The 22,582-nt window shown below is 72.3% G+C and carries 20 protein-coding genes; 8 read left to right on the plus strand and 12 right to left on the minus strand.

What is annotated here, in order from left to right:
• Positions 1-95 precede the first annotated feature (95 nt).
• Complete coding sequence (locus tag SCAB_RS18405) at positions 96-491, plus strand: TOBE domain-containing protein (protein WP_013001580.1); 396 nt, start codon at positions 96-98, stop codon at positions 489-491.
• Positions 492-510: 19 nt separating this feature from the next.
• Here the strand turns inward: SCAB_RS18405 and SCAB_RS18410 are convergent, their stop codons facing one another.
• Both SCAB_RS18410 and SCAB_RS18415 read right to left on the minus strand, forming a co-directional pair.
• A complete protein-coding gene (locus SCAB_RS18410) occupies positions 511-1,500 on the minus strand; it encodes a phosphotransferase enzyme family protein (RefSeq protein WP_037723016.1) in 990 nt (329 codons plus the stop codon).
• Between the two features lie 5 nt (positions 1,501-1,505).
• Positions 1,506-2,000 (minus strand): ATP-binding protein, encoded by a 495-nt coding sequence (locus tag SCAB_RS18415; RefSeq protein WP_013001582.1) that lies wholly within the window; start codon positions 1,998-2,000, stop codon positions 1,506-1,508.
• A 409-nt stretch (positions 2,001-2,409) separates the two neighbouring features.
• Here SCAB_RS18415 and SCAB_RS18420 point away from each other — a divergent pair, with 409 nt between their 5' ends.
• Positions 2,410-3,162 carry a transglutaminase domain-containing protein gene (locus SCAB_RS18420; protein WP_013001583.1) on the plus strand — a complete coding sequence of 251 codons (753 nt, stop codon included), beginning with the start codon at positions 2,410-2,412 and terminating at the stop codon, positions 3,160-3,162.
• A gap of 70 nt (positions 3,163-3,232) precedes the next feature.
• Here SCAB_RS18420 and SCAB_RS18425 read toward each other — a convergent pair whose 3' ends face one another.
• Both SCAB_RS18425 and SCAB_RS18430 read right to left on the minus strand, forming a co-directional pair.
• Complete coding sequence (locus tag SCAB_RS18425; protein ID WP_013001584.1) at positions 3,233-4,879, minus strand: sensor histidine kinase; 1,647 nt, start codon at positions 4,877-4,879, stop codon at positions 3,233-3,235.
• Positions 4,880-4,890: 11 nt separating this feature from the next.
• The gene (locus SCAB_RS18430) at positions 4,891-5,631 is read right to left on the minus strand and encodes a response regulator transcription factor (protein ID WP_013001585.1); all 741 of its coding nucleotides are present in this window, start codon (positions 5,629-5,631) and stop codon (positions 4,891-4,893) included.
• A gap of 314 nt (positions 5,632-5,945) precedes the next feature.
• Here SCAB_RS18430 and SCAB_RS18435 point away from each other — a divergent pair, with 314 nt between their 5' ends.
• A complete protein-coding gene (locus tag SCAB_RS18435; protein ID WP_049875738.1) occupies positions 5,946-7,226 on the plus strand; it encodes a glycosyltransferase family 4 protein in 1,281 nt (426 codons plus the stop codon).
• Between the two features lie 219 nt (positions 7,227-7,445).
• Here the strand turns inward: SCAB_RS18435 and SCAB_RS18440 are convergent, their stop codons facing one another.
• Entirely contained in the window at positions 7,446-8,045 is a 600-nt protein-coding gene (locus SCAB_RS18440; RefSeq protein ID WP_013001587.1) for a CE1759 family FMN reductase, read from the minus strand.
• The gene (locus SCAB_RS18445) at positions 8,042-9,190 is read right to left on the minus strand and encodes an LLM class flavin-dependent oxidoreductase (protein WP_046774336.1); all 1,149 of its coding nucleotides are present in this window, start codon (positions 9,188-9,190) and stop codon (positions 8,042-8,044) included. The genes SCAB_RS18440 and SCAB_RS18445 overlap by 4 nt, the downstream gene beginning before the upstream one ends.
• Before the next feature lie 177 nt (positions 9,191-9,367).
• Here SCAB_RS18445 and SCAB_RS18450 point away from each other — a divergent pair, with 177 nt between their 5' ends.
• On the plus strand, positions 9,368-10,183 hold the full coding sequence (locus SCAB_RS18450) for a helix-turn-helix transcriptional regulator (RefSeq protein WP_013001589.1): 816 nt from the start codon (positions 9,368-9,370) through the stop codon (positions 10,181-10,183).
• Positions 10,184-10,201: 18 nt separating this feature from the next.
• On the opposite strand, the gene SCAB_RS47345 is transcribed toward SCAB_RS18450, so the two are convergent.
• Both SCAB_RS47345 and SCAB_RS18455 read right to left on the minus strand, forming a co-directional pair.
• A complete protein-coding gene (locus tag SCAB_RS47345) occupies positions 10,202-10,354 on the minus strand; it encodes a hypothetical protein (RefSeq protein WP_013001590.1) in 153 nt (50 codons plus the stop codon).
• The gene (locus SCAB_RS18455; protein WP_013001591.1) at positions 10,351-11,127 is read right to left on the minus strand and encodes an SDR family NAD(P)-dependent oxidoreductase; all 777 of its coding nucleotides are present in this window, start codon (positions 11,125-11,127) and stop codon (positions 10,351-10,353) included. The genes SCAB_RS47345 and SCAB_RS18455 overlap by 4 nt, the downstream gene beginning before the upstream one ends.
• A 115-nt stretch (positions 11,128-11,242) precedes the next feature.
• Here SCAB_RS18455 and SCAB_RS18460 point away from each other — a divergent pair, with 115 nt between their 5' ends.
• Complete coding sequence (locus SCAB_RS18460; protein WP_013001592.1) at positions 11,243-11,686, plus strand: ester cyclase; 444 nt, start codon at positions 11,243-11,245, stop codon at positions 11,684-11,686.
• 123 nt (positions 11,687-11,809) lie between these two features.
• Here SCAB_RS18460 and SCAB_RS18465 read toward each other — a convergent pair whose 3' ends face one another.
• Positions 11,810-13,003 (minus strand): RtcB family protein, encoded by a 1,194-nt coding sequence (locus tag SCAB_RS18465; RefSeq protein WP_013001593.1) that lies wholly within the window; start codon positions 13,001-13,003, stop codon positions 11,810-11,812.
• Between the two features lie 205 nt (positions 13,004-13,208).
• Between SCAB_RS18465 and SCAB_RS18470 the strand changes: the two genes are divergently transcribed.
• From SCAB_RS18470 to SCAB_RS18480, 3 genes are all read left to right on the plus strand, one after another.
• Entirely contained in the window at positions 13,209-14,096 is an 888-nt protein-coding gene (locus SCAB_RS18470; RefSeq protein WP_037723011.1) for a hypothetical protein, read from the plus strand.
• 113 nt (positions 14,097-14,209) lie between these two features.
• Positions 14,210-15,226, plus strand: coding sequence for a hypothetical protein (locus SCAB_RS18475; protein WP_013001595.1), 1,017 nt, complete (start codon positions 14,210-14,212; stop codon positions 15,224-15,226).
• A gap of 145 nt (positions 15,227-15,371) precedes the next feature.
• Complete coding sequence (locus tag SCAB_RS18480; protein ID WP_231885063.1) at positions 15,372-16,793, plus strand: DUF2637 domain-containing protein; 1,422 nt, start codon at positions 15,372-15,374, stop codon at positions 16,791-16,793.
• Between the two features lie 55 nt (positions 16,794-16,848).
• On the opposite strand, the gene SCAB_RS18485 is transcribed toward SCAB_RS18480, so the two are convergent.
• The 3 genes from SCAB_RS18485 to lysS all read right to left on the minus strand — a co-directional run bounded on the left by SCAB_RS18485 (position 16,849) and on the right by lysS (position 22,221).
• Positions 16,849-19,560, minus strand: coding sequence for an NACHT domain-containing protein (locus SCAB_RS18485; RefSeq protein WP_013001597.1), 2,712 nt, complete (start codon positions 19,558-19,560; stop codon positions 16,849-16,851).
• Positions 19,557-20,216, minus strand: coding sequence for a toll/interleukin-1 receptor domain-containing protein (locus SCAB_RS18490; protein WP_037723005.1), 660 nt, complete (start codon positions 20,214-20,216; stop codon positions 19,557-19,559). Before SCAB_RS18490 ends, SCAB_RS18485 begins: the two co-directional genes overlap by 4 nt.
• Positions 20,217-20,472: 256 nt before the next feature.
• Positions 20,473-22,221, minus strand: a complete 1,749-nt coding sequence (lysS, locus tag SCAB_RS18495; protein ID WP_013001599.1) for a lysine--tRNA ligase — start codon at positions 22,219-22,221, stop codon at positions 20,473-20,475.
• Between the last annotated feature and the right edge of the window lie 361 nt (positions 22,222-22,582).

Raw genomic sequence — 22,582 nt, forward strand, 5'->3', positions numbered from 1 at the left:
CGATGACCCGTGACCGGTGGCCGGTGACCCGTGACCGGTGACCCGTGACCGGTGGCGGGGCCGGGCGTACTGCCGGGGGCGCATATCTTGGCGCCATGCAGTCCTACACGATCGGTCAGGCCGCGCGGCTGCTCGGGGTCAGCCCCGACACCGCGCGGCGATGGGCGGACGCGGGCCGGGTGGCGACCCGCCGCGACGAGAACGGCCGCCGGCTCATCGACGGCACGGACCTCGCCGCCTTCTCCGTGGAGCTGGCCTCGGCCCCGGCCGACGAGGCCGACGCCCCGTACACCTCGGCCCGCAACGCCTTCCCCGGCATCGTCACCGCCGTGAAACTCGGTGACGTGGCGGCCCAGGTCGAGATCCAGGCGGGCCCGCACCGCCTGGTCTCCCTGCTCACCCGGGAGGCGGTGGAGGAACTGGGCCTGGAGGTCGGCATGGAGGCCACGGCCCGTGTGAAGTCGACCAACGTGCACATCGACCGCGCCTGAGCGGGCCTCCCGGGCGGCCTCACCACTCGGGAGCCAGCGCCTCCACCAGCCGGGAGACGGCGGCCGGATCGGGCAGCCTGCCCAGCAGGCCCACGACCTGCGCGCTCGCGAACTCCCGCTGTGCCTCGGTCACCTCGGGATCGATCGCGCACTCGGCCTGCACCCGGATGTAGTTCAGCTCCGTCGCGAAGAGCATGGAGAACGACTCCACCCCCCGGACGACCGCGCGGCCGCCGGCGTCCCGGTAGCCACGAACCAGCCGCCGGGCGGAATCGGCACGGAAGTCGTCGCCCCCGGCCCACACATGGACGGCGCGGGCCAGTTCACGCTCCGCCGACACCGGCCCGGCGTTGTCCCAGTCGAGCAGGACCGGCCCGGAGCGGCCCACCAGCACGTTCTGCGGCCGCATGTCGAGATGGGAGGTCACCACGTCCTCGCCCCCGGACGGGCCGACGTACCGCGCCAACTCCACCGCCGAGGTCGCGGCGAACCGCTCCAGGGCGTCCGCCCAGGGCATCCCGGCCCGCCCGACCGTCTCGCACAGCGCGGCCCAGTCGTCCTTCCCGGGGCACCGCTCGTACCAGTCGGCCGGCGTCTCCCCGGCGCCCTCACCGGCCCTGTGCAACAGAGCGAGCGTCCGCCCGCACCAGCGAAGCGTCTCCGGATCGGCCGGATCCGCCTCGTCGCCGTCGACCCAGTCGTACACCTTCACGTACGCGCCGCCCATCGAGTCGGGCAGCCGCGAGACGTACGCCCCGTCCCGGTCCGCGAACAGCCGTGGTGCCGAGATCCCCACGTCATCGGCCGCGTCCCGTAAGGCCGCCTCCCGGCCCACCTGTTCGACGTCACACCCGAACAACAGCTCCTTCACCGCCCACGGCCCTCCGCCGTCACCCCCGCCCGACAGCCTCCAGACCTGTCCCAACGCCCCCCGGGCGACGGGCACCATGTCCCACGCCCCGCCTCCGAGGCCGTACGCGTGCGCGATGAACTCTGCTCTGCTTCGCATGGGGATCACCCCAGCACGGACCCGCCCGGTGCCGCCAGGTCGAACCACACCGCCTTGCCGTCGGGCCGGGTGAGGCCGTCACCGTCGGGGGCGGTGGCGGAGGTTCCCCAGTGACCCTCCGTGAGCGCGTCCACGAGGTAGAGGCCGCGACCGCCCTCCTCCCAGCCGCCCGGGGTCGACTCCCGCATGACCGGCGGGGTCTCGTCGCCGTCGTAGACGGTCACCCGGACCCGCCAGGACTCGACCGCCAGCCGGAGCACCGAGCCTCCGCCCTTGGCGTGCACACAGGCGTTCGTGACCAGCTCGGACGTACACAGGGCCGCCGCGTCGACCAGGGTGTCGAGGCCGAGGGCACGCAGGACGGTGGCGACGAAATCGCGGGCGATGTACGGGGAGGTGTCGAGGGACGGACAGACGAGCGTGTACGTCGTCGCCGCGGGCGAGAGCCAGGGGGCGGTGCCCGGGATCGGGGCGGCGAAGCCATGGGTGGTCTCGGTCATGGGTCATCAACTCCGTTGCGACGAGAAGGGATTGCTCGGTCCCTACCGCGTCGGTGGCTCCTCCTCGGGTGCCTACGGCCCGGGGTGCACGTCAACTGGCGGTACGCAGGGGATGGAGTCTGGGTGCAGGGCTGGTTCGACAGGGGTGCACACGAGTGATCGGCCGACCACTCTCCGTAAGCGCAGGACCGACCGTAGTCGGCCCGTTCGCGCCACCGCAATGGGGTCGGTGGAAGTACTACGAAAGCGCCCCTCCGCGCCAGGGGGCGGCCACGGTCCCGCCCTCGTCCCGAGCGGCCCGCGGCCCGGCCGGGAACCTCGTGTGATGATGGTCGGCGGGCGCCCGCAGGGGACGGGCGGCGCCCCCTCCAGGGGTGCGAACAGGTAGGGACACGGGGACGGAACTGTCATGACCAGTCGGCTGCTCATGTCGTACAACGCGCAGGCCAGGCGGGCCGGGGTGCCCGCCCGGGAGCCGGCGGGCGTGGCCGGGTCCACGCGGGCCACGGCGATCCTGGACCACGACGACCCACTGGTCGGGGCGCTCGCGCGCCGGGTGCTGAGCGAGGCGACGCCGCGTGACGCGCTGCGGACCGCGCACCGGATCATCGCGCGGAACGTACGCCCGGTGTACTCGGTGGAGGACTGCCGGCGCGTGTCGCGGACCCTGCGGCTGCGCCGCGGCTCGTGCAGCCAGCGGATGGCCGCGCTGGAGGCGGTCGCCCGGGCCGTGCGCGTACGGACACGGGTGCGCGGGCTGCTGGTGGACGGCACCTTCTGGTACCCGAGGTTTCCCCGGCTGAAGCCGTTCGTGCCGGAGCAGGTGCTGCTGGCCTGGCCGGAGTTCAGGATCAGCGGCGCGTGGGTCCCGATCGGCGACCTCTTCGACGCCCCCGCCCGGGAAGGCGACGGCTTCTCCAACAAGGGCGGCGAGACCCTCTTCGACGCGATCGCCCGAACCGGCGTCCGGTGGGACGCCTGCGGTACGGCCCCCGGCGCGGCCTGCGACCTCTCCGCCCAGGTGGTCGCCGACCTCGGCCACTTCGACGACCGCGACGAACTCTTCGCCCGCTACGGCCAGACCCTGTGCCGGACGGCCCGCACCCTCGGCGAGCCGATCCTCGGCCGCTGGAGCGCGGGAGCGGCCCGCCCGACCGCCTGACACGGCGCCGACGGCGTACCGGGCGACCGCCTCGCATCCGCCCGGTCACCACGCCCGCCCCGGCCCGCCGTCACTCCCCCGCGCCCCGCACCGTGAACCCGGTCACCAGTCCCCCGCCCTCCCGCCGGAACGCGAAGGGCGCGCCGCCGTGGGCGGCCGCGACCGCGCGCACGATCGACAGTCCGAGCCCGGAACCGGGCAGACTGCGGGCGTCCGGGGCACGGTAGAAGCGGTCGAAGATGCGTTCGAGGTCGCAGTCCGGGACGCCCGGCCCCCGGTCGAGGACCTCCACGCGGACGACTTCCGGGCCGCCACCCGCTTCCCGCCCGCCACCCACGTCACGGGCACCACCCGAGACGCGCGCACCACCCGTGTCACGCGCGCCGCCTGATCCCCGCACGCCACCCGGCTCGCCGAAGGCCCCCGGCCCCGCCGCACCCCCGAGTCCTCGCAGGCCCCCCGGCCCCCCGCCCTGCCCCAGCTCCTCCAGGCCGCCCAGCTCTCCCAGGCTCCCCGCCGACCCCCGCGCCACGACGACCACGATGGCGCCGGACCCCGCGCGATCGAACTTCGCCGCGTTCTCGACCAGGTTGGAGATGGCCCGCTGGAGAGCCCCGGCCCGGCCCTCGACGGTCGTGTCACCGGCCACGCGGACGACGACCTCGCGGCCGGTACGGCGGCGGGCGGTCCCCGCGACCTCCTCGGCGAGATCGGCCAGGTCGACCCGCTGCACGGGCTCGGTGCTGGACTGTCCGGCAGCGAGGTCCACCAGCTCGTTGACCAGATCGGTCAGTTCGAGGGCCTCCTGGGAGAGGTCGTCGACGAGTTCCGCGCGCACCCGGGGCGGCAGCTCGTCGATGCGCCGGAGCAGCGAGATGTTCGTCCGCAGGGAGGTGAGCGGGGTGCGCAGCTCGTGCCCGGCGTCCTGCACCAGCCGCCGCTGGTCCTCCTCCGACTGCGCGAGGCGGACCAGCATGCGGTCGAAGGACCGGCCCAGCCGCCCCACCTCGTCCCGGCCCGCGACCGGCACCTGGATGCCCAGCTGCCCGGTGCGCGCCACGTCCTCCGCCGCCCCCGCCAGCTGCACGAGCCGCCGGGTCTGCCGCCGGGCCAGCCACCAGCCGAACAGCCCGGCGGAGATGACGATGCCGGACACGAACAGCAGGGTCCGCTGCTGCAGCTCCCGCAGCAGGTCCTCGGTGTCGCTGAACTCCTGGGCGACCTGCACGGCACCCCGGCCGCCGCCCAGCGCGACGGTCACCACCCGGTAGCGGTCGTCGCCGACCTCGACCTCGCCGTGCTCGACCATCACCCCGGGCAGGGCCCCGTCGGCCGTACGGCGGTCCTCGTCCCGTACGGGCAGGCCGGGGGCGCCCTCCTCCAGGATCTCCCCGTGCGGGCCGAGCACCTGGACGTCCGTGCGGCCGGAGCGGATCAGGTCGTCGCGGGGACCGCCGCTGCCGCTCGGCGCGAAGTCCTCCGGGGTCAGCCGGTCCTGCTCGACCAGCTCCCGCAGATCACGGACGACCTCGGAGAACACGGTCTGCTCGTCGACCCGCACCAGCCGCGCGGCCGCGCTGTAGCTGAGGATCCCGACGAGGACCGTGACGACACACGCGACCGCCACGAACGACACGGTGAACGTCGCCCGCAGCGAGGGGACCGGCCGCAGCCGGGAGAGCAGCCGGGACAGTGCCCGCACGGGACGCGGCGGCACCGGGCGCGCCCTCAGTCTTCCCGCAGCGCGTACCCCACACCCCGCACGGTGTGGATCAGCGCCGGGGCGCCCGGCTCGTCCAGCTTGCGGCGCAGGTAACCGACGTAGACGGCGAGGTTCTTGGAGCCGGGCCCGAAGTCGTAGCCCCAGATGCGGTCGTAGATCGTCGCGTGGTCGAGGACGATGCCCGCGTTGCGGACGAGGAGTTCCAGGAGGTCGAACTCGGTGCGGGTCAGCTCCAGTTCACGCGTCCCGCGCCAGGCCCGTCGCGCCTGCACGTCCATCCGCAGCCCGGCGGCGGTGAGCAGCCCGCCGGTCTCCGGGGCGCCGGTGGCGGTGGCCGCGCCGGCCGGCGGCGGGAGGGGCCGGGCGAAGCCGTCCGCGTTGCCCGTGCGCCGCAGCAGCGCGCGCAGCCGCGCGAACACCTCCTCCACGTCGAAGGGCTTGACGACGTAGTCGTCCGCGCCGGCGTCGAGACCGGCGATCCGGTCGGCGGTCTCCACGAGCGCGGTGAGCATCAGGATCGGCGTCCGGTCGCCCTCGGCGCGCAGCACACGGCAGACCTGGAGCCCGTCTATGCCGGGCATCATCACGTCCAGCACGAGCACGTCGGGCCGGGTGCGGTGGGCCTGGGCGAGCGCCTCGACGCCGTCGGCGACCGCCGTGACCTCGTACCCCTCCAGGGTCAGCGCGCGTTCCAGGGCATGGCGGATGGCGCGGTCGTCCTCGGCGAGCAGCACGTTCTGGGGCACCCCCCCAGTCTGCCAAGGTCACGGGCGCCCACCACCTCGTCAGGGGCACCGGACGGCCCTTCTTACCGGCCTCTCACCCCGTCCGTTACCGGCCTCTCACCCCGGCCGCGTGCCCGGCTTACCCCGCCGGAGCAGCGTCGTCCGTGTGACACCCGCCCGCACGGGAACCCGGCCGGAGCGAACAGATGGAGTACAAAGGGTCGAAGCAGTCAAACCGCCATCATCAGCAGCACAATCAGACAAACGTGCCACCTTCGCACCACCGCGCGACCGCACCCCTCACCCGTCGGGAAGGCAGGGCATTGAGCCGCCGCATGAAGATCGTTTTCCTGCTGCACAACGCGTACGCCATCGGCGGCACCGTCCGTACGACGCTGAACCTGGCGTCGGCGTTCGCGGACCACCATGACGTGGAGATCGCCTCGATGGCCCGCCACCTGGACGAACCACGCTTCGCGATCGACCCCCGGGTCACGCTCGTCCCCCTGGTGGACATCCGCACCTACAGCCCTGACCTGCGCGATCCGGCCCAGGTGCAGCCCGCCGTGGACTTCCCGACGGCGGACAAGCGGCACCGCCAGTACAGCCGTCTCACCGACCTCCGGGTCCGCTCCTATCTGGCCCGCTGCGGCGCGGACGTGGTCATCGGCACCCGCCCCGGCATCAACGTCTACGTCTCCCGCTTCGCCCCCCGCCGCGCTCTGCGCATCGGCCAGGAGCACCTGCGCCACGACGCCCACGGCAAGCAGCTGCGCAAGGTCCTCGCCCGCCACTACCGCACCCTGGACGCGGTGGTGACGACCACGGCGGCGGACGCGGCCGTGTACCGCGCGCGGATGAAACTGCCGGGCGTACGGGTGATGCCGGTGCCCAACATCGTCCCGCCGGCCTCGGTCGCGCCGTCGGACGGCACGGCTCCCGTCATCGCGGCCGCCGGCCGGCTGGCCCGCGGCAAACGCTTCGACCTCCTGCTGGAGGCGTTCGCGAAGGTCGCCGCGAAGGAACCGGACTGGCAGCTGCGCATCTACGGCGGCGGCGATCAGCGGGGCCGGCTGGAGGCCCAGGCCGAAGACCTCCGGCTCACCGACCGGGCCCACCTGATGGGCCCGCACACCCCGATCGAGGAGGAGTTCGCGCGCGCCTCGATCGTCGTCAGCGCCTCGGACGCCGAGTCGTTCGGCATGACCCTCGTCGAGGCCATGCGCTGCGGCGTGCCCGTCGTCAGCACGGACTGCCCGCTCGGCCCCGCCGAGATCGTCACCGACGGCGTCGACGGCCGTCTGGTCCCGGTCGACGACCCCCACGCCCTCGCCGAAGCCCTGCTGGACCTCATCGCCGACCCGGACCTGCGCCGCGCCATGGGCCGGGCCGCCCTCGCGAGCGCCCACCGCTACGACCCGGCCCCGATCGTCGCCGAGTACGAGCGCCTGTTCGCCGACCTGCGCGGGACGCGGGTCCACCGCACCTGGGAACGGGGGGCGACACGGGCGCGGGCCTGGCTGGGCCGGGGGCTGCGCGCGGCGAAGAGGGCGGCTCCGGCGTACTTCAGGGGCGCGGGGACCTGCGCGGGCGGCCGGAAACAACAGGCGGCCTGACGCTGTAAGCGGCCTGACGCCGTAGGCGACCTGACGCCGTAAGCGACCTGACGCCGTAAGCGACCTGACGCCGTGCGCGGCCGCACGCCGTACACCGCCGCACGCCTTACGCGGGCCGCACGCCGTACGCGACTGCACGCCGTGCACTGCCTCACGCCCTACGCGGCCGCATGCCTCGGCGCCCAGGTCCTCGGGACCCGGGCGCCCCGGCCGTGTCGCTCAGCCCCGCAGCGCCGCCAACCGCTCCGCGAAGGGGACCACGGTCAGCCCTTCCGGTTCGGCCGGCGGTGCGGCCGGCGGCCGGGAGAGGCCGCCCATCAGGCCGGTCAGCTCCGCCGCCGCCCGCTCGATCCGCCCGGCCAGCCCCTCCGCCCCCCAGTCCTCGGAGGCGGCGTACACCGCCGTGGGCACCACCACGGCCCGCAGATACGCGAACAGCGGACGCATCGCGTGCTCCAGCACCAGCGAGTGCCGGGCCGACCCGCCGGTGGCGGCGACCAGCACCGGCCTGCCCGCCAGCGCGTCGCGGTCGAGCACGTCGAAGAAGGACTTGAACAGACCGCTGTACGAGGCGGAGAACACCGGCGTCACCACCACCAGGCCGTCGGCCCCCGCCACCGCGTCCAGCGCGGCGGCGAGCTTGCGGCCCGGGAAGCCGTTGGTGAGGTGGTGGGCGATCTCCACGGCCAGGTCGCGCAGTTCGACGACCTGGACCTCCACCGAGGCGTCCTGTCCGACGACCGCCGCGGCCAGCCGGTCCCCCAGCAGCCGGGTGGACGACGGCACGCTCAGCCCGGCGGAGACGACGACCAGTTTCATGCCACGCGCTCCTTCTTCTCCGTGTCCTTCGACTCCCCGTCCTTCGACTCCGTGCCCGGCTTCCCCGCGCCCTTCCCGGCCGCGGCCAGCAGCGACGCGTGCGTCGGCGCGTCCGGCACGTCCGCGGGGCGGCCCTTCGCGAACTCCGCGCGCAGCACCGGCACGACCTCCTCGCCGAGCAGGTCCAGCTGCTCCAGGACGGTCTTCAGGGGCAGCCCCGCGTGGTCGAGCAGGAACAGCTGCCGCTGGTAGTCACCGGCGTACTCCCGGAAGGCCAGCGTCTTCTCGATCACCTGCTGCGGCGACCCGACGGTCAGCGGCGTCTGGTCGGTGAAGTCCTCCAGCGACGGCCCGTTGCCGTACACCGGCGCGACGTCGAAGTACGGCCGGAACTCCCGTACCGCGTCCTGCGAGTTCTTCCGCATGAACACCTGACCGCCGAGACCCACGATCGCCTGCTCGGGCGTGCCGTGCCCGTAGTGGGCGTACCGCTGCCGGTACAGCTCGACCATCCGCTTGGTGTGGTCGGCCGGCCAGAAGATGTTGTTGTGGAAGAAACCGTCACCGTAGAAGGCGGCCTGCTCGGCGATCTCGGGCGAGCGGATCGAGCCGTGCCAGACGAACGGCGGCACGTCGTCCAGCGGGCGGGGCGTGGAGGTGAACCCCTGCAGCGGTGTGCGGAACTTGCCCTCCCAGTTCACGACGTTCTCGCGCCACAGGCGGCGCAGCAGCGCGTAGTTCTCGACGGCGAGGTTGATGCCCTGCCGGATGTCCTGACCGAACCACGGGTAGACGGGTCCGGTGTTGCCGCGCCCCATCATCAGGTCCACCCGGCCGTCGGCCAGGTGCTGGAGCATCGCGAAGTCCTCGGCGATCTTCACCGGGTCGTTGGTGGTGATGAGGGTGGTGGAGGTGGAGAGGACGAGCTTCTCCGTGCGCGCGGCGATGTAGCCGAGCATGGTCGTGGGCGACGACGGCACGAACGGCGGGTTGTGGTGCTCGCCGGTGGCGAAGACGTCGAGGCCGACCTCCTCCGCCTTCAGCGCGATCTCGACCATCGCCTTGATGCGCTCGCGCTCGGTCGGCGTCCGGCCCGTGGTGGGGTCCGGAGTCACGTCTCCGACACTGAAGATCCCGAACTGCATCATCGCTGCCACCCTCCCAGGTTGTTTACGATTCAACTATACCCGTGAACGAGCGCCCTCTCTCCACTATTCCTCGCTCCCATCGACGCCCGGGCACCGAAGGAAGCGAGGACACCGCCGGACCCCGGGCACCGCCGGACCCCAGGCCCTGTCAGTGGCCGTCCCTACGCTGTCCCCATGGCCGCCCCACGCCGTGACACCCGAGGCATCGTCGACGCCGGGGAACTCTTCACCCGGGTCCGCTTCCGCCGCCGCGAACCCGCCGAGCCGCTGCGCCCGTATCTGGAGCACTACTGGCTGATCGACTGGGACCTGTCCGAGCCGTACGTCTCCCAGGTCGTCCCGCACCCCTCGGTGAACGTCGTCTTCCAGCGGCACGAGGGACAGGAGCCCGTCGCCGAGATCTCCGGCATCGGCCTCGGCCTCTTCACCCAGAGACTGGAGGGCAGGGGCAGGGTCTGCGGCATCCAGTTCCGCCCCGGCGGCTTCCGCCCCTTCGCCCCGTCCCACCCCGCGACCCACTGGACCGGCCGCCGCGTACGCCTGCCCGAGGCGCTCCCGGGCCAGGGCATCACCCCGGCCCCGGTCCTGGACCCCGACGACGAGGACACCCGTGTCGCCGCCCTCGACACGTTCCTGACCGGGCTCGCCCCGGACCCCGACCCCCAGGCGGACCTCGCCATGGCCCTGGTCACCCGTATCCGCGCCGACCGCACGATCCGCCGTGTCGCCGACTTCGCCCGCGCCGAGGGCGTCTCCGTACGCGTCCTGCAGCGCCTGTTCTCGGCGTACGTCGGCGTGGGCCCCAAGTGGGTCATCCTGCGCTACCGCATCCACGAGGCCCTGGAGCGCGCCGAGACCGACCGGGCCGTCGACTGGGCCGCCCTCGCCGCCGACCTCGGGTACGCCGACCAGGCCCATCTCGTCCGCGACTTCACGGCGACGGTGGGGGTGCCGCCGAGGGCGTACGCGCAGGCGCTGTCCCCGGCCTGAGAGGAGGACGCCCGGAGGCTACTTCGCGTGCAGGACCGCGTAGATCATCACGAAGGCGACGATGTGGATGCCGAAGAGGAAGTACGCGAGGTACCACCACACGTACCGCTCGTTCTTCTTCTCCTCGGCGAGCCTGCGCTTCTCGGGGGTCAGCCCCTCCTCCGCGCTCACAGCTCCCGGTGGACCTTGGTGTTGGAGGCCTGCGCGCGCGGGCGCAGCACGAGCAGGTCGACGTTCACATGGCTGGGCCGGGTGACCGCCCAGGTGATCGTCCCGGCGACGTCGTCGGCGGTCAGGGGCTCGGCGACACCCTCGTAGACACGCGCCGCCTTCGCCTCGTCGCCGCCGAAGCGGGTCAGGGCGAACTCGTCGGTCTTCACCATGCCGGGCGCGATCTCGATGACCCGGACCGGGGTGCCGACGATCTCCAGCCGCAGCGTCTCGGCGAGGACGTGCGCGCCGTGCTTGGCGGCGACATAGCCCGCGCCTCCTTCGTACGTGCCGTGCCCGGCCGTCGACGACACCACGACCACCGTGCCGTCACCGCTCGCGGTCAGCGCGGGCAGCAGGGCCTGGGTGACGTGGAGCGTGCCGATGACGTTCGTCTCGTACATCGTGCGCCAGTCGGCCGGGTCGCCGGTGGCCACCGGGTCGGCGCCGAGCGCGCCGCCCGCGTTGTTGACCAGCACGCCGATGGTCCTGAACGCGCTCGCGAACTCGTCGACCGCCGCGCGGTCCGTGACGTCCAGGGGGTACGCGGTGGCCTGTCCGCCCGCGTCGTTGATCTCCTCGGCCAGCGCCTCGATGCGGTCCTTGCGGCGCGCGGTCAGCACGACGCGGTATCCCGCTGCGGCGAGCTGCCGGGCCGTGGCGGCGCCGATCCCGCCGCTCGCCCCGGTGACTACGGCGATGCGGGAGGCGGCGGACGGTACGGCGGTGGCCATGAGCTGCTCCTGAACGTGTGCGCGTCTGTGGACGAATCGAACAGCGATCCGCGGAGCCAGGATAGGCGCGCGGTGAGACAATGAGACGGGTGATCCCCTGCACAGGAGGTGGATCATGGGACAGGCCCGCGAGCTGATGGACCAGCTCACCGAGGCGCTCACCACACACCAGGACCCCAAGACCATCGCGAACCTCTTCGCGGAGGACGCGGTCGCCCACACCCCCGACGGCGGCGAGATCCACGGACGGGACGACATCGCCGAGTACTGGCGCCAGATGACGGACGCGGTGCCCGACGCCGCCTTCGAGTCGCTCGCGTCGTTCGAGGTCGGCGACACCGCCGTCGACGAGGGGATCTACAGCGGCAGGAACACCGGCCCGCTGGAGTTCCCCGACGGCACGTCGATCCCCGCGACCCAGCGGAACATCCGGATACGCGGCGTGGATTTCGCCACCGTCCACGACGGCCGGATCACCAGCTACCGGCTCTACTTCGACCAGATGGAATTCATGAACCAGCTCGGCCTGCTCCCGGAGGAACTGACGCAGCCGTCGTAGACGACGACCGCCGCCGGCCGTCCTGGACGACGGCCGCCGCCACCCACCGCGAGGCCCGTACACGATCCCGGCCACGCCCGCGAGGACACAGCCGTGCGCCTCACGGCCGTGTCCGAAGAGGGCTCAGCCCTTCACGCACACGACCTGCTTCAGCTTCGCCACCACCTGCACCAGGTCCCGCTGCTGGTCGATGACCTGCTCGATCGGCTTGTAGGCGCCCGGGATCTCGTCCACGACACCGGAGTCCTTGCGGCACTCCACGCCCCGCGTCTGCTCCTCCAGGTCCTTGGTCGAGAAGCGCCGCTTCGCCGCCGTCCGGCTCATCCGCCGGCCGGCGCCGTGCGAGGCCGAGTTGAACGCCTTCTCGTTGCCGAGGCCCTTCACGATGTACGAGCCGGTGCCCATCGAGCCGGGGATGATCCCGTACTCCCCGGAGCCCGCCCGGATCGCGCCCTTACGGGTCACCAGCAGGTCCATGCCGTCGTAGCGCTCCTCGGCCACGTAGTTGTGGTGGGCGCTGATCTCGGGCTCGAAGGCCGGCTTCGCCTTCCTGAACTCCTTGCGGACGACGTCCTTGAGGAGCGCCATCATGATCGAGCGGTTGTACCTCGCGTACTCCTGCGCCCAGAACAGGTCGTTGCGGTAGGCCGCCATCTGCGGGGTGTCCGCGACGAAGACGGCGAGGTCCCGGTCGACCAGGCCCTGGTTGTGCGGGAGTTCCCGGGCGATGCCGATGTGATGCTCCGCCAGCTCCTTGCCGATGTTCCGGGAGCCGGAGTGCAGCATCAGCCAGACAGAACCGGTCGAGTCAGTGCAGACCTCGACAAAATGGTTTCCTCCGCCGAGCGTTCCCATCTGCTTTCCGGCCCGCTCCTGACGGAACTTGACCGCATCCGCCACGCCGTCGAACCGCTCCCAGAAGCCGTCCCACCCCCCGGACGCGAACCCGTGCAGCCGGTCCGGGTCGACGGGGTCGTCGTGCATGCCCCGGCCCACCGGGATCGCCTGCTCGATCTTCGAGCGCAGCCGGGAGAGGTCGCCGGGCAGGTCGTTGGCCGTCAGGGACGTCTTCACCGCTGACATTCCGCAGCCGATGTCCACCCCCACCGCGGCCGGGCAGACCGCTCCCCGCATCGCGATGACGGACCCGACCGTCGCCCCCTTGCCGTAGTGCACGTCCGGCATGACGGCCAGGCCCTTGATCCAGGGGAGGGTGGCGACGTTGCGGAGCTGCTGCAGGGCGCCCTCCTCGACCGACGCGGGGTCGGTCCACAGACGGATGGGTACCTTCGCGCCCGGTATCTCGACGTACGACAAAACGCCCTCATTCCCCCGAAGAACAGATGAAAGTCTCAGAACGCAAAACCGGCGCCAAGGGCGGCGAAAAGGGATGCCGGACCGGCGTCCACGGCAGTGCGTGCGATACACATGGTGCCCGGGGGTCACCCCTGGGCGGCAAGTCAATAACCACAGGCAGGACAGCGCAGGCGTCCCGAGGGACCCCGTCGAGAGGAGCCCCACCGTGCAGCGCAAGGCGTACGTACCCGGCGTCGCCGTGCTCCTCGCGGCACTGCTGACCGCGTGCACGGGTTCCGGCGACGACGGTTCCGAGGACGACCCCCGCCCGGGCGACCCCACCGCGAGCGCCACCGTCGCCCAGCCCGGCCGCTACGACACGCTGCCCGAACCCTGCGGCTCGGTCGACGAGAGCACCCTCGACCTCCTCCTCCCCGGCATCGGGCAACTCCCCGGCGCCGCCCAGCGCAAGCAGGCGTACGAGGGCGAGGCCACGCAGACGTACGACACGGACCGCAACGCCGGCTGCCGCTGGAAGGTCGGGTCCCCGGACGCGACCGACTATCTGCTCGTCCGCTTCGAACGCGTCGTGTCCTGGGGCAACGCCGTCAGCGACGACGGCAAGGCGCAGGAGGTGTACGGCGGCAGGGTCGAGGCGGCCGACCTCCCGGAGCCTGCGCCGACCGACAGCGCGGAGGAGACCGGGGCGAGCGACGACGGGACCGACGAGCCGGCGGAGACGGGCGCGGGCACCGCCGAGGCGTCGGCGCGTCCCACCGTCTCCGGGTCGCGCACGGCCTCCCCGTCCGGCTCCTCCACGTCCACCGCCGGCTCCTCGGGTTCCGCGGGCTCCTCCTCCCCTTCCCCGTCCGGCACGCCCGCCTCCCTCCAGCCCCGCACACTCGACGGCCTGGGCGACGAGGCGTTCCTCGACGACCGGCTCGGGACGAGCAAGCAGCGGACGGTGACTGTGGTCTTCCGCACGTCGAACGTGATCGTGACCGTCGAGTACGAGGAGCAGCCGGCGACCACGACGGTGGTGCCGGACAGTGAGGAAATGCAGGACAGGGCCCGGAATCTGGCGGACCTGCTGGCCGCCGCGTTCGACGACTGAGGGATGCTCGGGGGCGTTTCGGGCGCCCGCGTGAACCACCTGAATCAGAACCGCACTTCTTCTTCACCGCGTACGGTGGCCTCTCGGAGACCCGATCCGATTGTGAAGGAACCATGCAACGAGCCGCAGAGTCAGATCAGCATCAGTCGTCGCGCGTCGCGCGTTCGCCGCGGATGACGGGCGTCGGGCACTTCGGGCGTCCGGGCCGGGCCCGGGTTCTCGTCGGCGCGGCGGTCGTGCCGGCGATGCTGCTGGCGGCCGGCTGTTCGTCGGACTCCGGCTCGGACAGCGCCTCCGGTGACCGCACGCCGGCGGCGGCGGACCGGTCGGCGCCGCAGAGTGCCACCCCCGAGGTGGTCGCGGCGAAGTACGCCTCGCTGCCGGACGCCTGCGAGGTGTTCTCCGACAAGACGCTGACGTCGGTGGTCCCGAAGGGCGTGAAGTCGGGCAAGGCCATCAACAAGGCCGAGGAGAACGTGACCGGCGACTGCCGCTGGATCAGCCTCGACAACAACGGGGTGGACGGCTCCCAGTACCGCTGGCTGAGCGTGTCGCTGCACCTGCTGGCCTCGGACGAGGCGAACGGGCCCGGTGAGGACCGCGCGGCCAAGGCGTACGAGTCGAAGGTGACCGCGGCGAAGGCCGTGGACGGCGCGAAGAGCGTCAAGACGGAGCCGCTGACGGGCACGGGCGACCAGGCGACGGTGGTCAAGTACGACCTGAAGAAGGACGGCGACACCTTCAAGCAGCAGACGATCGTGGTGCGCACGGCGAACGTGGTCGTCACGCTCGACTACAACGGCGCCGGTCTGGCCGGTGACAAGACGCCGGACGCGGCCGGGCTGCTGAAGTCGGCGAAGTCCGCCGCCGAGGAGGCGGTGAAGGCGATCGAGAAGGCGAACGACGGGACGGACGCCTCCGCGTCCCCGTCGAAGAGCGCTTCCGGGAAGCCGTCGAAGGGCGCTTCCGAGGAGCCCTCGGACAAGGCGACGAAGCCGTCGGAGAAGGAGACGAAGTCGTCGTCGTCCGGTGGTTCCGGCTCGGACCTGAGCTCCGACGCACGCGGTGGCTCGGATTCCGATTCGGACTCGGGTTCGTCCACGTCCGGCAGCCGGAAGACCCGGTCGTAGCCCCCCTCCACCTGCGCTTTCGCCGGAGCCCGGTCCCCGTGGGGGCCGGGCTCGGCAGTCTCCGCCCATCTGTCCGACGTACACATGTGCCACTCTGTTGCGCGCAACAACACGCAAGGGGAGGGGAGTACGGGTGGCCGCGCCAATGCAGCTGACTCGAATGCACCGCGTTCTCATCGGCGTGGTCGTGTTCGGCGCCGTCATCATCGCCGGAATCGGCTTCGCGGGTTCCTACGCGGCGGTGCGTGAGCTGGCCCTCCAGAAGGGCTTCGGCAACTTCAGTTACGTCTTCCCGATCGGCATCGACGCCGGCATCTGCGTCCTGCTGGCCCTGGACCTCCTGCTGACCTGGATCCGCATCCCCTTCCCCCTGCTGCGCCAGACGGCATGGCTGCTCACCGCGGCGACGATCGCGTTCAACGGCGCGGCGGCCTGGCCGGACCCGCTGGGCGTGGGCATGCACTCGGTGATCCCGATCCTGTTCGTCGTCTCGGTCGAGGCGGCCCGGCACGCGGTCGGCCGGATCGCCGACATCACCGCCGACAAGCACATGGAAGGCGTCCGCCTCACCCGGTGGCTGCTCTCGCCCGTGCCGACCTTCCTCCTCTGGCGCCGTATGAAGCTCTGGGAGCTGCGCTCCTACGAGCAGGTCATCAAGCTGGAGCAGGAACGTCTCGTCTACCAGGCCCGCCTGCGCTCCCGCTTCGGCCGGGCCTGGCGCCGCAAGGCCCCGGTGGAGTCCCTGATGCCGTTGCGCCTCGCGCGCTACGGCGTCCCCCTGGCGGAAACGGCCCCGGCGGGCCTGGCGGCGGCGGGCATAGAGCCCGCGGTGCTGCCGCCGGCGGAGATCGCCCCGGCCGCGGACGTCCGCCCCGGCGCGGCCCGTACGGGCACGGCGGCCCCCGCGGCCGAGCAGCGCCCCCAGCTGGAGAGCGCCCCCGCCGGGCACCCCGACCGGGCCGGGCAGCGGGAGGGGGCGTACGCCGAGCAGGACCCGCCGGTCGACGAGAGCCCCTGGCTGCACGCCCGCCATCCCCAGGAGGTCCCCTACCAGGGTGGCTACGACCCCTCGTACGACCCCGAGGAACACTACGAGGAGTGGTACGAGGAGCAGGGCCCGGACCCGTACCGGCAGGACCCGGAGCACCCGCGGGACCAGGCGTACTCGCAGGACCGGGAGTTCTCGCAGTACCAGCGGTTCGAGCCGGACCCGAGGGACCCCCGCTACCGGCAGCAGCGCTTCGAGACCCCCGAGTTCGACGAGCGGGAACTCCAGGAGCGGGAACCCTCCCCGGAGGAGACCGGCAGCTTTCCCATCCCGGCAGGCCCCGGCCGCACCCGCGAGCTGGGTGACGGCGGCGGCTCCCCGGAGCCCACGGAGGAGGACTACTACCAGGTCTTCCGCGAGAACACCAAGGGCGGCAACGGGGCGCCCACCCCGCGCGGGCTCATGGCCGACATCGAGGCGACGTACGGCGTCACGCTCGACGAGGCCGAGGCCAAGCGCATGGTGAACCGATTCTCCAACCGCCTCAACGCGGAACTGACGGACGAGCACATCGCCTAGTAGTGCTCCGTCAGGTTCTGGGCTGTCTGTGGCACGGCCGGAAATCCCCCGGCGGTCAGGCGCGGCGCGCCCCCGGCCCCGTCACGGGCGGGCTCCAGCGGGGACCCGCGAAGCGGGCCAGGGCCGCCCCGAGATCCGTGGGCACCGAAGGGCTCAGGGACATCAGCGGCAGGACGACGTACCGCCGCTCGCCCACGCGGAGCCTGCGGTGATGGGTCGCGGCGCCCGGGTACACGGTGACCACCACTCCGTAGGTGCCGCCCTTCCAGCCCCGGTGCGACAGCTCGGACACCTCGACGCGGGCGATGTCGCGCCAGGCGACAGCGGCCTCGTGACGGCCCACGGTGTACGCCAGGCCCTCCCGGGTCAGCCGGAGATCGAGCACCAGTGGTCTCCTCAGCAGGCTGCTGAACATCACCACCACCCCGAGCCCCAGCCAGAAGAGCACGAACCGGAACCCGGTGCGCCAGTCCCCGTACGCGGCGAAGAGGACGAAGTGGAGAGGGGCGACCAGGGCCACCGTGTTCCAGTGCGCCACCGTGAGACCGCGGTGGCGCCCCCACGCCCGGAACCCGTGCTCGTCCTCGTGCACCGCCCACTTGGGCCGCCCCGCCAGCGGCTCCTCCTCGATGCCGGCGAGCGAGGGCCGGGGGGTGCTCCGCACGGCTCCGCCGGGCTCCCGCCGGAACGCGGCGAAGACGTCACCGCCGGCGGGCACGGCCTCCCCCCGCGCCGGGAAACCTCCCGCCGAAGCGGGCTGCCCCCGTCCCGAGAAGTGCTCCTGGAGCCGCAGGTTGCGGAACCGGTAGACCCCGCCGCCGCGCTGGAGCAGACCGGCCCGGTGCGCCTCCCGCAGAAACGTCATCAGCGACCACGGAACCCGGTCCACCACCGCCAGGCACGTCTTGGCCAGCAGCCACCGGGTCCACGGGCTGAACAGCACGATCACCAGGGCCGCGCCCGACCAGCCGAGCAGTGCCCACACCACTCCGGCGCCCGACACCTCGGGCAGCAGCCAGTCCATCGCGCCCTGCCCGGCGCCGATGAGCGGGGCGATCGTGACCAGTGAGAGCAGCAGGGCCCGGCGCTCGTCCCGCAGCAGTTCGTCGGGGCCGCTCGTGTCCGCGGTGTCCGACGGCGCGGAGATCACCACGAGCAGCAGCGGCGCGAGGAGGGTGGAGCACACGGCCATCGTGACGAGCGGGGCCGCGTAGGGGGTCGTCAGCGCCCAGGCACACAGCGCCGCTGTCGGCAGGACCGGGACCGCGGCGGCCGTGAGTGCCTTGCGCAGGGTGGTGGCCCTTCCGGCCGAGCGCAGGGCGGCCCCCAGCCGGAAGGGGTTCGCGAGCCGTCGCGGCCGTCCGTCGTCGTAGCGGCGGAACCACAGTCTCCGGAACGCCAGCAGCAGCCCGGTCAGGACCAGGGCCGTCGAGAAGGGGAGTTCCGCCCCGATCCGTAGCGCGGACGACTCGGAAACGGAGCGGTCGAGGAACCCGTTCAGCACCTTGATCCCCCAGGCGCTCAGCGCGCACAGCAGGGGTGCCGCGAGCACGGTGACGAGGCGCACCGCGGGTACGCGGTGCAGCCGCCACCACGCGAACTCGGTGCTGTCACGGCTCGTCAGCTGGCCGGCGAGGAAGGCCAGATGGCGTCGGGCCCGGACGGGATCCCGGGCGCCCGGGGCGTGCAACCGGTCCGGGGCGTGCGGCAGCGGGCCGAAGACGGCGGGCACGATGTGTTCCAGCAGGTGTTCCTCGATGGAGGCGGGAGTGGGGAACCGCCTCGGGTCGATCAGCTCCGCGGGGTCGGTGTACGGGGCCGCGTACCCCCGGCGGGCCAGCCAGAGCATCAGCGGGTTCGACAGGGCGAGGGCGACCGGCTCGGGCGGGCTCTCCCGCAGTTCCTCGAAGACCGGCTGCCATCGCTCCAGGTGGCGCGGGTGTGTGCCGCTCTCCAGGTAGGCGATCGCGTCCGGGCCGCCGACCGGCAGTGCCTCGACGGCGGCGGCCGAGGAGATGCCGTTCATCTCCCGCACCACGCCGCGGTAGGCGGCGGTGCGTGAGGTGAGGATCAGCGGATCGCCTTCCCCCAGCGCACGGTTGAGGGCCTCGACGACGTAGGACTGCCGGTGCGCGGGCAGTTCGTCCAGTCCGTCGAGCACGGGCAGGATCAGGCCGTCGGAGACCAGCCGTTCCGCCGGGTGCCGGCCGCCGATGCGCGGCAGGGCGGGGTGGTCCTCGGCGATGCGCCGTGCCAGCCAGGTGTGCAGATGGTCGCGTTCGGCGTTCCATGTCTCCAGGGGGAGGAACACCGGCACCGGACCGCTGCCGCCTTCCTTGAACCGCCGGGCCAGCAGGTCCAGCGTCAACAGGACCGCCAGCGTGGTCTTTCCCGCGCCGGCCTCGCCCAGCACGACCAGGCGCCGCTGTCGGAGCGCCAGGAACGCCTCGGCCATGGTGCCGACCCGGTCGCCCCGTCCCGCCACCTCGCCCCCGACGTTGTACGCGTGATCGGCGTCGGGCCAACTGCCCCTCCACCGCACCCGGATGGGCTCCGGCTTGGCGATGTCCCAGGCGTTCGCCTCCGCACGCCACTGGCGGAGCACGTTCTCGGCCAGGGTCCGGGCGGCCCGTTCCAGCGGATCGACCGGTGACGGGGCCTGCTGGACGAACTGCAGAACGGCCGGCCCGTTGATCACGCCGATCTGGACCAGGGTCCCGATCGTGCTGTCGACGACGATGTTGTCGCCGGACGGGGAAGCGCTCAACTGCGGGGCCCGTCGGCCGGGGGTTGCTGCGCCGAGTCGATGCTCAGGTTCCCGGTGAACTCACCGATCTGTACGGCGGGTCCGTGCACGACGCTCCCCGTGATGCTGTTGCCGGGCGTGGCCGGCCCGCCTCCCGGGGTCCTCGCTCCGCCACCGGTCCGGTGCGGGGCCGCCGGCGTCCCGGCCGCCGGAGCGCCGCCCAGGCCCTCGGTCATCCTCCGCAGCTCCTGGGTGACCTTCCTCCACTCCCTGGCCGCGGCGGCCCCGTACTCCGTGACGGACTTGCCACTGGGAATCCACTGGAGCTGCCGCAGAGGAGATCCCTGGGTCAGGTCGAACGGGGCGACGTTCACCGGGAACAGCCGGCACTCGCCGGCCTGCCACCGTCGCATCGCCCGCGGGAACTCCACTTCCATGCAGTAGTCGGAGGCCACGTAGTGCGAGGACAGGAGCAGCACGATGATGTCGGCCCGGTCGAGCCTGTCGAACAGCGTGGTCTCCCACGGGGCGCCCGGCGGGATGTCCTGGTCGTCGAAGAACTCGACGCCGTTGCGCTCCAGGTCCGCCGCGTGACCGCGGAAGGTCTTCCGGTGGTGCTGTTCCACACGGGCGTAGGTGATGACGACCCGGCACAGGGGATCTGACGTGGCAGGCATGGCTTCCCGATGGCGTCTGCGGAACGGCACCCGAGGCATCCTGACCGAGAGTGACCGACCCGTGCGGAGGAGTTGCCGCGGAAGGGCATGGCGGTACGACCCGGACGTGACCGCCGATTCGTAGCGTACGGGTGATGCGTGATGATCGTGACGGTTTCTCCGCGGATCGGCTGCCCGCGCACCGGCGTCCCTGCGCCGCCCCAGCACGAAGGGGGGTGCCCGGTGGGCACCCCCCTTCACAGCACCGTGGTGCCCGCTACTCCCCCAGCAGGGACCGCACCCGCTCCTGCCCCACCGCCAGCAGCAGCGTGGGCAGGCGCGGGCCCGTGTCGCGGCCCACGAGCAGGTGGTACAGCAGGGCGAAGAACGTCCGCTGGGCCGTCTTGATCTCCGGGGGCAGTTCCTTGGGCGTGGCGTCCGCCGGGAATCCGGCCTGCACCTTGGGCACGCCGTAGACGAGGTGCGTGAGCCCGTCGAGGGACCAGTGCTCTGCGAGCCCGTCGAGGAGCAGCCGCAGCGACTGCCGGGACGGCTCGTCGAGCGACTTCAGCAGTTCGCCGTCGGCCTCCGCGCGCACGACGGTCCGCTGGTCGGCGGGAACCTGCGTGTTGATCCACGCCTCGGCCCTGTCCAGCCGCGGCCGTACCTCGTCGAGGCCGGACAGCGGGTCGGTGGGGTCGAGTTCGCTGAGGATGCGCAGGGTCTGGTCCTCGGCGCCCGCGGTGATGTCGGCGACGGACGCGAGCGTCCGGTACGGCATCGGGCGGGGCGTGCGGGGCAGCTCACCGGCCGCGGTTCCCACCGCGCGCGCGTGGGCGGCCACGTCGCCGGGCAGGGCGGAGCCGTCCGCGACCTTGGCGTCGAGCTTGTCCCACTCGTCGTAGAGCCGCTGGATCTCCTGGTCGAAGGCGATCTTGAACGACTGGTTGGGCCGGCGCCGGGCGTAGAGCCAGCGCAGGAGCTGCGGCTCCATGATCTTCAGCGCGTCGGCGGGGGTCGGCACACCGCCCTTGGACGACGACATCTTGGCCATGCCGCTGATGCCCACGAAGGCGTACATCGGCCCGATGGGCTGCCGGCCGCCGAAGATCCCGACGATCTGGCCGCCGACCTGGAAGCTGGACCCTGGCGAGGAGTGGTCGACCCCGCTCGGCTCGAACACGACGCCCTCGTACGCCCACCGCATCGGCCAGTCGACCTTCCAGACCAGCTTGCCGCGGTTGAACTCGTTCAGCGCGACGGTCTCGGAGAAGCCGCAGGCGGTGCAGGTGTAGGTCAGCTCGGTGGTGTCGTCGTCGTAGGCGCTGACGGCGGTGAGGTCCTTGCCGCAGCTCCCGCAGAAGGGCTTGTACGGGAAGTACCCGGCGCCGCCGGAGCTGCCGTCGTCCTCACCGGCGGCGCCGGAGCCCTCGGCGGCCTCCAGCTCGGCCTCGTCCACCGGCTTCTGCTGCGCCTGCTGCTTCTTCGCCGGCGCCTTCTTGGTGCGGTACTGGTCGAGGATCGCGTCGATGTCCCCGCGGTGCCGCATGGCGTGCAGGATCTGCTCGCGGTACACGCCGGAGGTGTACTGCTCGGTCTGGCTGATGCCGTCGAACTCGACGCCCATCTCGGCGAGCGCGTCGACCATGGCCGCCTTGAAGTGCTCGGCCCAGTTGGCGTGGGTGGAGCCGGGCGGGGCGGGCACGGAGGTGAGCGGCTTGCCGATGTGCTCGGCCCAGGAGCCGTCGACGCCGTCGATGCCGTTCGGGACCTTGCGGAAGCGGTCGTAGTCGTCCCAGGAGATCAGGTGCCGGACCGCGTGGCCGCGGCGGCGGATCTCGTCGGCGACGAGGTGCGGGGTCATGACCTCGCGGAGGTTGCCGAGGTGGATCGGGCCGGAGGGAGAGAGCCCGGACGCGACGACGACCGGTTTGCCGGGGGCCCGACGCTCCGACTCCTCGATGACCTCATCCGCGAAACGGGAGACCCAGTCGGTGGTCTCGGTGCTCTGAGCCACGATCGGCACGTCCTCTTTTTCCTGGAGTTTCCATGGCCGCCGGGTACGGTCCCGGGCGGCCGCGCCATTCTCCCAGCCTCTCACTCCGTGGGTCGAACCGGGCGCCCAATTACTCGGGGGTGCGGGTCTCGTCGGCGGGTGCGGCTCCGGTGGAGCTTCTCGCGCAGTTCCCCGCGCCCCTGAAAGCCGGGGCTGCGCCCCGGGCTTTTCAGGCCCGCAGGGGCCTGATGCTTTCAGGGGCGCGGGGAACTGCGCGGCCAGCCCCCACGCACCCGCATCCGCACCCGCACCCGCACCCGCCCACGAACCGCGCTTTCCAGGCCCGCAGGGCCTGGCCTTCAAGGGACGCGGGGAACTGCGCGAGAAGCCC

Source organism: Streptomyces scabiei 87.22 (assembly GCF_000091305.1).
GTDB lineage: Bacteria > Actinomycetota > Actinomycetes > Streptomycetales > Streptomycetaceae > Streptomyces > Streptomyces scabiei.

Excerpts from the sequence above, each read along its gene's own strand:
- SCAB_RS18405 (WP_013001580.1), top strand. The coding sequence starts at position 96 with ATGCAGTCCTACACGATCGGTCAGGCCGCGCGGCTGCTCGGGGTCAGC.
- SCAB_RS18410 (WP_037723016.1), bottom strand. The coding sequence starts at position 1,500 with ATGCGAAGCAGAGCAGAGTTCATCGCGCACGCGTACGGCCTCGGAGGC.
- SCAB_RS18415 (WP_013001582.1), bottom strand. The coding sequence starts at position 2,000 with ATGACCGAGACCACCCATGGCTTCGCCGCCCCGATCCCGGGCACCGCC.
- SCAB_RS18420 (WP_013001583.1), top strand. The coding sequence starts at position 2,410 with ATGACCAGTCGGCTGCTCATGTCGTACAACGCGCAGGCCAGGCGGGCC.
- SCAB_RS18435 (WP_049875738.1), top strand. The coding sequence starts at position 5,946 with ATGAAGATCGTTTTCCTGCTGCACAACGCGTACGCCATCGGCGGCACC.
- SCAB_RS18440 (WP_013001587.1), bottom strand. The coding sequence starts at position 8,045 with ATGAAACTGGTCGTCGTCTCCGCCGGGCTGAGCGTGCCGTCGTCCACC.
- SCAB_RS18445 (WP_046774336.1), bottom strand. The coding sequence starts at position 9,190 with ATGCAGTTCGGGATCTTCAGTGTCGGAGACGTGACTCCGGACCCCACC.
- SCAB_RS18450 (WP_013001589.1), top strand. The coding sequence starts at position 9,368 with ATGGCCGCCCCACGCCGTGACACCCGAGGCATCGTCGACGCCGGGGAA.
- SCAB_RS18455 (WP_013001591.1), bottom strand. The coding sequence starts at position 11,127 with ATGGCCACCGCCGTACCGTCCGCCGCCTCCCGCATCGCCGTAGTCACC.
- SCAB_RS18460 (WP_013001592.1), top strand. The coding sequence starts at position 11,243 with ATGGGACAGGCCCGCGAGCTGATGGACCAGCTCACCGAGGCGCTCACC.
- SCAB_RS18475 (WP_013001595.1), top strand. The coding sequence starts at position 14,210 with ATGCAACGAGCCGCAGAGTCAGATCAGCATCAGTCGTCGCGCGTCGCG.
- SCAB_RS18480 (WP_231885063.1), top strand. The coding sequence starts at position 15,372 with ATGCAGCTGACTCGAATGCACCGCGTTCTCATCGGCGTGGTCGTGTTC.
- SCAB_RS18490 (WP_037723005.1), bottom strand. The coding sequence starts at position 20,216 with ATGCCTGCCACGTCAGATCCCCTGTGCCGGGTCGTCATCACCTACGCC.